A 10,527-nucleotide genomic window follows, 5' to 3' on the forward strand; every position below is an offset into this window, starting at 1 on the left:
GGGGCGTGGGTAACGGCACAAGGATTGTATTTCCACAGGTAAATACAACCTACTGCTATGATAACGTTACAGCGCACCCTCATCATCTTTATCGGTGGACTCCTGCTGTGCATAGCAGGCTGGTGTGGCCTCCAGGTCTATCAATTATCGGCTACCCGGGCGACCATCAAAAAGGACTATAGCGTACTCAATAATATTACCTACGGATTACTTTCCGTCAATGCCTGGCGCGACCACATGGTGCGCGTCGTAACCCATCGCATCGACGACTTCGAATTCACTCCCGAGCAGGAAGCGGCCCTCAAACACGAAGTATCACAAGTGTTGCACGCGGTGATACACAAGGCCGACAGCATGATCGACCGCAAGCAGCGCACGGTGGGAGGGAAGATCAAGAAGTTCGCTGTAAAGACATTGGTAAACGAAAACAAGCTGCACGACCGCGTGCCTGAGTTTGCCCAGACCATCGTCAACGAAGTAAAGAAACCCAAGAACCGCGAGAAGCTGAAGTATCTGGCGCAAAGCAAGCTGCAGGAGTTTGGCACCATCACCTATGACAGCGTGAACGACGTAAACCGCCTGGAGGAGATCATGAAAAAGTATGGAACGGCCGATGTGGTGTCGTTCAATAAAACCGTCGAGACACGCCTGGCCAGCCTGCAGGACCGCGCCTATTTCTTTACGTATGCGATGGTGGGTATATTGATCTTTTTCCTGTTGATGTGGTGGTTGCTGCGAAGCCGGCAGCCGTTGCATGCGCCGTTCTTTATTTTGTCGGTTTTGCTGGCATTGCTGGTGTTGTGTGTGGGGTTGACAACACCCATGATCGAGATCGACGCCCGGATCAAAGAAATGAGCTTTCTGTTGATCGGCGAACCTATATCCTTTCACGACCAGGTTATCTTCTTCCAGAGTAAAAGCATTGTAGACGTGGTGCGCATCCTGTTGGAAACAGGTAAATACGACTCGGTTGTGGTCGGCATGCTCATCCTCATCTTTAGTATTGTTTTTCCGATTGGAAAGTTATTGGCTACAAAAGTCTACCTGCTGGGAAACCAGCGCTGGCGTGACAACAAGGTTGTACAGTTCTTTGCTTTTAAAGCCGGCAAGTGGAGCATGGCCGACGTAAACGTGGTGGCGATCTTTATGGCGTACATCGGGTTTAAGGGGATACTGGACAGCCAGCTGGCGCACCTCAATATGAAAACCGATTCCCTGGCGAGCATTTCGACGAATGAGACATCGTTACAGCCCGGTTTTATATTGTTTGTATCGTTTGTATTGTTTGGATTGATCTTATCGGTAATTCTGCAGCACATTACACTGCCCGGTGTGGAGCGCGCTGCGACCATTAAACAACGCAGTGAGCGTTCGTCACTGCTGTGGCGCCGATTGATCACACCCGCTTCGCGGTATTTTCATTCTTAATATCGGGCCTCGATGCCGAACACGCCGTGGAAGTGATCTTCCAATGAATTTGTCTGACGTTTGGGGAAACCCGGCTCCTCCTGTGTGATCCAGAACGTATCTTCTGTGCCCGTCGCCCGTGTAATGATGAGTGTATTCTCTTCGGTATAAGCCCGTACCGACCGTGCTCCTTCATTAAAATGGCTGATCGTTTCCTCGACGAGGTCAAGTGATTGTTGTTCCATGGGCCAAAGATACAGAAAACGATCTATCTTTTATCTCCGACGCCGGTCAATGGCCGATGCGGCGGTTTTCCTGGATTTTTGCGATATTACCAGCCTTATTGTTATGACAACGCAGCGAAAGTTAACAGCAGCCCTGCTCGCGCACGAGCTTGATTTTAGTACCGCGCGAAGCGGTGGCCCCGGTGGACAAAATGTAAACAAGGTGAACACCAAGGTGATCCTCAAGTTCGACGTAGCACAGTCGCAGGTGCTTACCGACGAAGAACGGGACATTATTATGCAAAAGCTCAGTGCCTCGATGACGAACGAAGGGGTGCTGATGGTGGTGGCGCAGGAAAGCCGGTCGCAACTTACGAATAAGGAAGCGGCCGTAGATAAACTTGAAAAGATGCTGGCCAAAGCTTTTGTAAAGAAAAAAGCGCGCAAGGCCACCAAGCCATCCAAAGGGGCGGTGCAAGAGCGGATCAAAAACAAAAAGCAACGTTCCGAGAAAAAGAAATGGCGTCAAAACCCGATGGACTGATGAAGACAAAAGAATGCCCTTCCTGTGCTATGGACATCGACGAGCGTGCCAAGGTGTGTCCGGTGTGTCAATATGAGTTTGCCGGGACTAGCAGCGGCATGCGCATAGCCGTGATACTATTAGCCGTTCTGTTGCTGTTACTCTCGCTCTTCTCGTGGTGGGGATGACAGGTACAAAAAAGCAGGACGCGATACGCATCCTGCTTTGCACCCTCACTTACCCCAATATATTAAATCCCGAAGGATATGCCGGCCGTTATACCGATGGCCTGGTTGATCACAGACACACTGCTGGACTTTGATATGTCGTTCAGGCCATGGGTATAACGCGCATCGATGAGGATCCGTGTACCCGGCGAACATTCATAATTGAAACCCAGCCCGGCCGTTACACCAAGGTCAAACGTGTTGTAGAAATCGCCGTAGTCATCCAGTTTTACATAGTCGCCATCACCCTCTTTGCTGCGCACACCGGTGAGAAAACCGAACGACGGGCCGGCAAATAGGTTCGGACGGAAAGCGCCGTCGCGGTTGAAAAAGAGGCGCACGATCACGGGTACCTCGACATAATTCAAGGTTTGTTTTTCGTCGCCGTCCTTCGCACCTTTTTGTGAGAAGAGCACCTTGCCGGTAAATGCGTGCGTGTTGCGAATGCTATAGGTAATAAAACCGCCGCCGAGGATGCCGGTCTTAAAGTCTGTATCGCTGGCGTCGTCGCCATATTTCGCCAGGTTGATCCCCAGCTCCGGACCGATGCTCCAAACCCTCTCGTCATCCTGCGCCGAAGCGTGCTGTGGCAACACGACGGCACCGGCAAATGCCATGGCAGCCATGATAAGTGTGATGATATTCTTTTTCATAGTTCTCGTTGTTTGAAAAGGGGTAACGAAATAATTGGTCCGTCGGAAAAAGGACTTTTAACGCACGTTTTGGAGGAATCTGCTCTACAAGCTGTCGTCGATCGTTATCATAACGTGTCGAGGTGACACTGCTGGCTGCTGCCCGTCCAGGGTGATAGTATCATTGCCAGCGCTTATATTTGCGGCAAAAATGATTCGCCCATGAGGCTCGGACAATTAGCGAGAAAGCTTTCAGTAAGCCCTGCAGAAGTAACGGCGCTGCTGGCCAGCAACAACATTCAGACAGAAGAAGGTACAAACACCCGGCTGACGGACGAACAGTTGACCTGGATCCTACAGCATTATGGTAAGGAAATGTCTGCGGTAACGTTGGCGGAAGAAGCGACGAAAGAAGAAGGTACGCCGGTATCACCCGTGGATCAATCCGGAGCCGTACTGCATGACCCGGTGCCCGAAGCATCTTCGTTGCCGACCGAACAAGCTGAAAATCAGTCAATCGCGGCTCATTCAGCAGCGCCGCTGCCAGATGCCGGAATTACCGAGGAGGCTGGGGTGATCGATGAGAATACTACGCTGATCAAAGCGCCCAAGGTGGAATTGAGTGGATTAAAGATCCTGGGTAAGATCGAATTGCCGGAGCCGAAGAAAAAGGAAATTCCGGAAAAGCAGGAAGGAGCGGGGGAGCCAGATATCGTAAAGCGTGAGCCGCCGGTTCAAAAAGGTCGTCATCAACAGACACGAGACGATCGCGGCAACGGACGAAAACAACAGCGGACTCGGGAAGGGAATCACTCCCGAAAAAATCCGATAGGGTTGCAACGGGAACGCGAGGCCCGCGAAGCGGAAGAGAAACGACAGGAGCTGGCCCGCCAGGAGAAAGAGCGCCGTACACAATATTATCAACAGCGTGTTAAGGCGTCGGTGCCGACAAAACCGGCCCGTCTCTTTAATGAGCCGATGACCGATATGGAAAATGAGCGTAAACAGGCGCCGAAGAGCTGGTTTGGCCGGTTACTGCGGTGGTTTAAGTCATAAGTTGCCGGGCCGGTATAATTTTTTAGGGGAACTCTGTTAGCGACTATTTTAAATGCCCCGCGTATGACTTACGAAATCAAAAGCAATGTGATGCTGTTTGAGATGGACCGTACGGCAATCGCAGACATTGCCGTCGGTGACGTGCTCCGTGCTCAAGACCTGCCGGATGCCGAATATACCTGGACACAACACGACAGCCAGTTCCTGGAAAGTAATCCGGATGCACGTCTGTTTTTAAAGGTGCAGAAGCTTCCGGATAAACATTACAAAGGAATGGGAGTTATGATCATTTCCGAATAGACCCCTGAGTCGCCTGGTTGCCGGGTATATAAAGATGGGTTAATCGCTATTATACCACTATGCGGCCTTCGATCCCGTCGTCAAGCGGCCGGCCGATAATACTTCCCGCCAGGATCTTTACCAGCTGAACCATTTTATTGTGTTTGGTATCCCAATAGTGGGCTTCGAGCGGAGTAACCTTCACAACCGTCAGCTCGGGGTCCTCTTTACCTTCCGGGAACCATGCCTTGGCGATGGGTGACCACAGCTCTTCGATCTTGGCCTGGTTGTGTGAGATCGTAGCGTGGCCATATACTGTCAGGTATTCGGAACTGGCCATATTAGTATAAAAGAGTTGTATTTCCGGGTTTTCCCGGAGCTCTGAATTCTTTTGACTTGTCTTTTGACTAAAGAACCAAAAGTTACCGCCGTCGTCCACTTGCAGTGTGCTCATGGGGCGTGTCGACAGCGGTCGTTTTTGTAAGGAGGTCGCCATGAGACAAATGGCCGCGGACTTTGTAAGTGTCTGTAGTTTTTCTACGCCCGCGGTGTCGATAAGATTTTGCGTGGAGCTCATAAGATGTCGTTATATAGAGTGTGGCACCAATACCGTGCCCGCGAATGCCGGATATACCTGCTTTTTCAGGTGTTATGTGCAAAGAATATCGCGTATTGTGGGGTGTGAACCTCACTGACAGCGGAGCTGAATACGCGATGATTTTTTAGATTATATAATAACAAACAGTACGTTATAGTGCGTTAAAACAAAATAAGATGCTGTTTGTTTAGATAAACAGCAAACCGAGTCATGGAAATTATCAATGATCTCTTGTCAAAATTTCGCTTGGCAGAACTGAGGCGTAAGCGTAAACATGTCATCTTGTTTCTGGTAACGTGTGCTATATCCACGCTCATTACGCTGTGTCTGGTGGTATTGTTGCTCTGTAATATCTTATGAGGTGATGCGCGGTGAGGTTGATACCACAGCGGCAGCGAACGCTATTTCAGCGCCAGGAGGGGTAAAATTCAGGTGAGAGCACCCAAAACAACGGTAAAAGTAAAAATATAGGGTAAAAAAAATCCCCGGTGGCAGGTATAAACCATCGACACCGGGGAAAATACTATTACGTATAACTATTACTTTGCCTTTTTAGCTGTTTTCTTAGCAGCTTTCTTCGCCGTTTTCTTGGCAGCTTTCTTCACACGCAGCGAAATGGTGTTGTCAAAAGCGATCTTCCGCAGCGAACCAAGCGTACGGCCCACTTTCTTGGCGATCTCGACAGAAGGAGTACCTTCTTTCACCAGCCTTTTGATGTCAGCCAATTCTTTTTTGGTAATCAGCTTACCATGGTTTTCCGGAGTTTTTTTCTTTGCCATCTTTATAATTGTTTTTTTACTACTGTTTATAGGCACTTGCCTATAAATTTGTTACAAGTATACACAATATAATTTAAAATGGAACACCGTTCGTCAGATACAGTGCATTTTTATACGATGAGTTGCCTGCATCACCACGATGGAGGTATGTATGGCGATGTAGGTATGGATACATATCACGATCGATCATGCCTTCCCGAGGTATAGTATGCCGACGATTTATAGTAAAGCTGGTGCCATTGATAAGTGTGATAACACACGCATAATGCAGGTGTGGATCCGGTCCGGATGTACTCTTAACGTACAGTGCTTCTGCCCTCTACACGCGGTGTGGAGCATAGGCGACCGGCTGTTTAATAGCCCTTCAGACTAACTATACACGTATCTTCCCGCGGATGTAGCCGTCATCTTACGGCATGGCCAGACGGCGGCAGCGGCCCGCGGCGCCGGGGCCTAACAAGGATTTGGCGCCGGGGAAATCCGGTGCCGGGATACACGACACAAGGCGACGGCTGTGTACCGTTTATATAAAAAAAAGAGCAGGTGGCCGCGCCACCTGCTCTTTTATGAGAACGTTTGCTGGTCTTACTTCAGACCGTACAATTCGATGTGTGCCTTCTCCTCTTTACGATTGGGCAGGGTCTTATAAGTAAACTCTACCTTTTTGATATCTTCCGCGGCGTGGTCGAGGTCGATCACGCGGGTCTCAGCGCCGCTCTTCAGCTCGCTGCGCACGGAAATTTCTTCCGACGCACCGTTTTCATAGAACACCCGAACGTTTTCGATGTTGATCGGGGCATCGGTCACTTTCAGCTTCAATGACTTGAATTTGTCGTTGCCCATGACAACGATCGATTCATTTTCCATTTTAAAGCTGGCCTTTACTTCACCGATCTTGTGCCATCCGGGCTTGGCGCTGGTGACTACGCCGGGTGATTGAGCAAAGGTAAAATTCACGAGTGCCATAAACAGCACGACCAGTATTACTGCTGACTTTTTCATTGTGGTGTTGTTTTGTTAAACAGTTGTTTGTTTTATGCCAACGGGGGTAAAAAAAGTATGCCATCCGAACAACGGATGGCATGGTCAGCCATGCTGTGGAATCCCGGGAAATGGGGATATTCGCGGGCAGGGTGTGGCTATAGTATGCCTGCCAAAGACCTAGCCCTCGGTGTTTTTTTCCATGCGTGCGATGATCTTGTTGATCTCGCCTTCGGTGGCCTTGAGCCGCGTCTGGCACAAAGTAATGAGGTCGGACGCACGCTTTACTTTTTCGGCCAGTACATCCACCGACACGGTTTCATGTTCAATCTCCTGCGCGATCTGTTCGAGCTCGCGGTAGGCTTCTTCATAGGTCATGGGTAGCTCCATCGTGGCGTGTCTTTTCGGTTACGGTTGTCTTTAATATTGTGTCTTTCAATAGTATTTCCAGGTTGTCTCCGGGTTGTATGGCGCCAGTGTCGCCGGTCAGGCGACCCTGGTGCCGTACCAGCGCAAAGCCGCGCTGCAAGGTGCTGGCCGGCGACATGAGCTTCATAAAGGTAGTAAGATGCTGCAGGTGCCGGTGGTGGTCGCGTATATAGGTAGTGGTCACCGCGCGGAGGGTGGCGGCCAGGTGCGTCAGCGACTGGTTTTGCTGTGCTGCCATGCCCTGCGACCGGGCAGCCACCTGCGCACCCAGGCCGGCTACCGTTACACGCCGGGCGTACACTACGCGTTGCGCCTGATGAAGCGTTTGGTTCCGCAGCGCCTGTACCGCTTCCTGATGTGTGCCGAGTACCTGGTGGCTGCTATAAGAGATCTCCCGCTGCAAGCTGGTTAACGCCTGCTGTTGACGTGCGAGGAGCTGTTGCGCCCGGATAACAATGGTTTGCCGCAGATACAACAGCGACTCTTCAAACGCCCGGTTGTGCGCAACGATGAACTCCGCCGCCTTGGTGGGCGTGCGGGTAGGCGAGTGCGCCATCAGGTCGGCGATGGAGGTATTCCGATGATGGCCGATGCCGGTAATGATGGGGATGGGAAACTTCGCGATGGCTTGCCCCACCAGGTAATGATCGAACATCAACAGATCCGTCTGCGAGCCGCCGCCACGCGTAATAATCACCGCGTCGTATGCGATGCCCGACAGGAAAATGGTCGCGAGCGTGTCGCGTATGGACGCGGCGTTGGCTTCGCCCTGTACGCCGGTGAGGTACTCGTCGACGCGGAAGGTATACCCAAAGGCATTGTCTTCCAGTGAGTGCCGGAAGTCTTGAAGGCCTGCCGAATTCCGCGCCGAAATCACAGCGAGGGTTTGAAGCACGGGTTTTAAGGCAAGGCGGTTATTACGGGTGATATACGTGTCGCCGGCTTGCTGGATAAAGCTGGGGTTCTCGGTCACCAGGCGTCGCAGCGTGGCCAATCGTTGCTGTTCAATTTGCCCCAGCGTAAATGCCGGGTCGATCGCATTGACCTGCAGCTGTAAACCGTACGTAGGATGGTACTCCACGGTGACGTTTACGAGTACATGAATATTGTTTGTAAAGCGCTGCCCGGTGGTTTGCTCAAACTGTTCGATCTGTCGCGCGCCCGTTCCCCAGGCCTTCGCAGAAAACCTGGCGAGTAGATGATTGGTGTCGCGGTCCTTCTCTACCAATTCAAAATAGTGATAGTTCGAAGAGGCTTTAAAAGAATGACTGGTTACATCGGCCACAACCCAGAACGACGTGTTCTGAAACGTCGCGCGCAAGGTGTCGCTGATCCGCGCCGATAATGCGGAAAGCCGTATGGGTGATGCTGCCTGCATAAAGACAAAAATATGACTTGCGCGACAGTGTGCGTAGGCTACCGCGCGCCATAAAGCGCATTTTTTATTCCCAAAATAAGTTCACAATTCCGTAGATGGGAAATCTGTTGAAATCAAGACGAGCTCGCGAAGCGCCGGACGCCTAAAAAAACCTAGCCGATGGATTGTAGTGAATCCGCACAAACCCTATTTAAAGTGCTGGAAAAGTGTTTTAAAGAACCATTTAAAATAGGTAGACCTACGTATTGTCTTTTTTTTGGCAAATGTTATACTTTTTGTGCCGGATACCTTACACAGCGGCATATCCGGAAAGATAATTGTGTAATATTGAGGAACCCTCTTTACGACATTTCCACTCTCTTCCCCTGAAATGCGCGTGTAAGAGGCTCACGATCCCATCACCATGAGCAAGTATCCTCTCTTGATCCTCTGTGCTGTCGTAGCGATTTTTTTGGCTGTCCCGTCAGCCTCCGCGACAAACCTGTACACCTATGTTAACGGTGGCAATAGTGGTAACTGGAACGATCCGAACATCTGGACAACGGACCCCGCCGGCGCAACGCTAGTAGGAAGCACCGTACCGGCCAACGGCGATCTGGTCACCATTCTCAACGGCTATACGGTAACATTGACCGCGAACGTCGCGGAAACGGGCCTGCGCATTACCATCCAAAACGGTGGTACACTCGATCTTTCCACGTTTACACTAGACGCACCGGTCGCCGTACTTTCCGGCGCAGGTACCTTAAAGATCAAATCGGGAAACTTTCCCACGATCACGACCAATAACTTCCGGAACAGCTTTGCGTCGGGCGCCACCGTGGAATACTATGATTTTACAGGCCTGATACCATTGGCGATCACCTATCCCAACCTGGTCTTTACCAATACCCTCGGCACCGCCCATACCATGACGGTCTCGAACGCGGCGGCGAATTCCCTGAGCATCAATGGAAACCTAACCACGCGGGCTACCGGCACAGGCGCGCTGACAGTCACCCTTGGCAGTCAGGCGACGAACCTCGTGCGTGTGACCGTCGATGGAAACGCCGCGTTTGGCGTCAATACTATTTTAAATACGGGCCTCTTCAACGTTGTTCATCAGCTGACCTTTTCCGGCAATGTGACCAACAACGGTACTGTCAACCTCAGTAATGGCGCGCAGTATACGGCCTCCACAAACGGTGCGGCGGCCGTAAGGTTTATCGGAGCGACCGACAATACACTGGCGTGTAACGGCGTGACAAACTTTTATACGCTGACGGTCAATAAAGGGCTGAACTCGACCAATATCCTGTCGGTTACATCGACCAACACGGCCAATGTGAATTTTTATTCCAACGGGCAGTTGATCACGATCACCACGGGCACGTTGCGTCTCGGCGCGAACATAAACATTCCGCGGATGTACGGTTCCGGATCGGCCAACTATGATGTGGGAGCGACGTCTGTCAGCCCGATGTTATGGGTAGACGGTGCGACGGTTAACACCAACGGTTCCGCATTGGTTATCTACGGCAAGTTCCGGATCACGGCGGGCAGTTTCACGTCGCTGGGCGGACAAGGCGCTGTCATTCGCGAAGAGGGCCAGTATCTCATCGAAGGGGGTACGTTCACGACGGAGAAGTTCAGGCCCTCGACCACGGCAACAACACACCGCGGTACGTTCATTATTTCTGGAGGGACATTCAATGCCAGTGGTACCACGGCGTCCGACGGACGCTATGCACGTTTCTCGTTGCCTTTTCCCGACCAGGTATTTATCATGTCGGGAGGAGTGATCAATGTCAGCAACCCCGAAGCGGACGGAGGGGCATCTGATGCCACCAATGGCGGCATCCACATCGGGTGTAACGCCGCGAACTATAACGTTACCGGCGGTACGATCAATGCTGTTCTGTCGGGGTCGGCGGCGTTTTTCGATATCGCGTCGGTGGCACCCTTGAGGACCCTCAACATCCCCCCCACGGGGGGGGCGCCGACCACGGTGCCGCTGCACGCGCTCGGGCGCGGG

General features: G+C 51.5%; 13 protein-coding genes. 6 read left to right on the forward strand and 7 right to left on the reverse strand.

Annotated features, from left to right (window positions below; translation table 11 throughout):
* Positions 1 to 57 precede the first annotated feature (57 nt).
* Entirely contained in the window at positions 58 to 1,428 is a 1,371-nt protein-coding gene (locus tag KK078_RS27440) for a paraquat-inducible protein A (RefSeq protein ID WP_254093547.1), read from the forward strand.
* Here KK078_RS27440 and KK078_RS27445 read toward each other — a convergent pair.
* Positions 1,425 to 1,652: a hypothetical protein gene (locus KK078_RS27445; RefSeq protein WP_254093548.1), complete on the reverse strand. Its 228-nt coding sequence runs from the start codon at positions 1,650 to 1,652 to the stop codon at positions 1,425 to 1,427. The two genes, KK078_RS27440 and KK078_RS27445, sit on opposite strands and share 4 nt — an antisense overlap.
* A 103-nt stretch (positions 1,653 to 1,755) precedes the next feature.
* Here KK078_RS27445 and arfB point away from each other — a divergent pair, with 103 nt between their 5' ends.
* Positions 1,756 to 2,175: an alternative ribosome rescue aminoacyl-tRNA hydrolase ArfB gene (gene arfB / locus KK078_RS27450; RefSeq protein WP_254093549.1), complete on the forward strand. Its 420-nt coding sequence runs from the start codon at positions 1,756 to 1,758 to the stop codon at positions 2,173 to 2,175.
* Complete coding sequence (locus KK078_RS27455) at positions 2,175 to 2,342, forward strand: hypothetical protein (protein ID WP_254093550.1); 168 nt, start codon at positions 2,175 to 2,177, stop codon at positions 2,340 to 2,342. Before arfB ends, KK078_RS27455 begins: the two co-directional genes overlap by 1 nt.
* A 62-nt stretch (positions 2,343 to 2,404) precedes the next feature.
* Here KK078_RS27455 and KK078_RS27460 read toward each other — a convergent pair whose 3' ends face one another.
* The gene (locus tag KK078_RS27460) at positions 2,405 to 3,034 is read right to left on the reverse strand and encodes a porin family protein (protein ID WP_254093551.1); all 630 of its coding nucleotides are present in this window, start codon (positions 3,032 to 3,034) and stop codon (positions 2,405 to 2,407) included.
* 201 nt (positions 3,035 to 3,235) lie between these two features.
* On the opposite strand from KK078_RS27460, the gene KK078_RS27465 reads away from it, so the two are divergent.
* Positions 3,236 to 4,069 carry a hypothetical protein gene (locus KK078_RS27465; RefSeq protein WP_254093552.1) on the forward strand — a complete coding sequence of 278 codons (834 nt, stop codon included), beginning with the start codon at positions 3,236 to 3,238 and terminating at the stop codon, positions 4,067 to 4,069.
* A 63-nt stretch (positions 4,070 to 4,132) separates the two neighbouring features.
* Positions 4,133 to 4,369 carry a hypothetical protein gene (locus KK078_RS27470; RefSeq protein WP_254093553.1) on the forward strand — a complete coding sequence of 79 codons (237 nt, stop codon included), beginning with the start codon at positions 4,133 to 4,135 and terminating at the stop codon, positions 4,367 to 4,369.
* Positions 4,370 to 4,418: 49 nt separating this feature from the next.
* On the opposite strand, the gene KK078_RS27475 is transcribed toward KK078_RS27470, so the two are convergent.
* From KK078_RS27475 to xseA, 5 genes are all read right to left on the reverse strand, one after another.
* Positions 4,419 to 4,925, reverse strand: coding sequence for a pyridoxamine 5'-phosphate oxidase family protein (locus KK078_RS27475; protein ID WP_254093554.1), 507 nt, complete (start codon positions 4,923 to 4,925; stop codon positions 4,419 to 4,421).
* A 560-nt stretch (positions 4,926 to 5,485) separates the two neighbouring features.
* Positions 5,486 to 5,725: a hypothetical protein gene (locus tag KK078_RS27480; RefSeq protein ID WP_254093555.1), complete on the reverse strand. Its 240-nt coding sequence runs from the start codon at positions 5,723 to 5,725 to the stop codon at positions 5,486 to 5,488.
* 585 nt (positions 5,726 to 6,310) lie between these two features.
* Positions 6,311 to 6,727: a DUF2541 family protein gene (locus tag KK078_RS27485; protein WP_254093556.1), complete on the reverse strand. Its 417-nt coding sequence runs from the start codon at positions 6,725 to 6,727 to the stop codon at positions 6,311 to 6,313.
* A 159-nt stretch (positions 6,728 to 6,886) separates the two neighbouring features.
* Positions 6,887 to 7,096, reverse strand: coding sequence for an exodeoxyribonuclease VII small subunit (gene xseB / locus KK078_RS27490; protein ID WP_254093557.1), 210 nt, complete (start codon positions 7,094 to 7,096; stop codon positions 6,887 to 6,889).
* Positions 7,074 to 8,513, reverse strand: a complete 1,440-nt coding sequence (gene xseA / locus KK078_RS27495; RefSeq protein WP_254093558.1) for an exodeoxyribonuclease VII large subunit — start codon at positions 8,511 to 8,513, stop codon at positions 7,074 to 7,076. The genes xseB and xseA overlap by 23 nt, the downstream gene beginning before the upstream one ends.
* Before the next feature lie 403 nt (positions 8,514 to 8,916).
* Here xseA and KK078_RS27500 point away from each other — a divergent pair.
* On the forward strand, positions 8,917 to 10,527 hold a 1,611-nt coding region (locus KK078_RS27500; RefSeq protein ID WP_254093559.1), incomplete at its 3' end, for a hypothetical protein.

The sequence above is a fragment of the Dawidia soli genome, assembly GCF_018598185.1.
Classification (GTDB): domain Bacteria; phylum Bacteroidota; class Bacteroidia; order Cytophagales; family Cyclobacteriaceae; genus Ohtaekwangia; species Ohtaekwangia soli.

Excerpts from the sequence above, each read along its gene's own strand:
- KK078_RS27485 (WP_254093556.1), bottom strand. The coding sequence starts at position 6,727 with ATGAAAAAGTCAGCAGTAATACTGGTCGTGCTGTTTATGGCACTCGTG.
- xseA (WP_254093558.1), bottom strand. The coding sequence starts at position 8,513 with ATGCAGGCAGCATCACCCATACGGCTTTCCGCATTATCGGCGCGGATC.
- KK078_RS27465 (WP_254093552.1), top strand. The coding sequence starts at position 3,236 with ATGAGGCTCGGACAATTAGCGAGAAAGCTTTCAGTAAGCCCTGCAGAA.
- xseB (WP_254093557.1), bottom strand. The coding sequence starts at position 7,096 with ATGGAGCTACCCATGACCTATGAAGAAGCCTACCGCGAGCTCGAACAG.
- KK078_RS27475 (WP_254093554.1), bottom strand. The coding sequence starts at position 4,925 with ATGAGCTCCACGCAAAATCTTATCGACACCGCGGGCGTAGAAAAACTA.
- KK078_RS27455 (WP_254093550.1), top strand. The coding sequence starts at position 2,175 with ATGAAGACAAAAGAATGCCCTTCCTGTGCTATGGACATCGACGAGCGT.
- KK078_RS27440 (WP_254093547.1), top strand. The coding sequence starts at position 58 with ATGATAACGTTACAGCGCACCCTCATCATCTTTATCGGTGGACTCCTG.
- KK078_RS27470 (WP_254093553.1), top strand. The coding sequence starts at position 4,133 with ATGACTTACGAAATCAAAAGCAATGTGATGCTGTTTGAGATGGACCGT.
- KK078_RS27480 (WP_254093555.1), bottom strand. The coding sequence starts at position 5,725 with ATGGCAAAGAAAAAAACTCCGGAAAACCATGGTAAGCTGATTACCAAA.
- arfB (WP_254093549.1), top strand. The coding sequence starts at position 1,756 with ATGACAACGCAGCGAAAGTTAACAGCAGCCCTGCTCGCGCACGAGCTT.
- KK078_RS27460 (WP_254093551.1), bottom strand. The coding sequence starts at position 3,034 with ATGAAAAAGAATATCATCACACTTATCATGGCTGCCATGGCATTTGCC.
- KK078_RS27445 (WP_254093548.1), bottom strand. The coding sequence starts at position 1,652 with ATGGAACAACAATCACTTGACCTCGTCGAGGAAACGATCAGCCATTTT.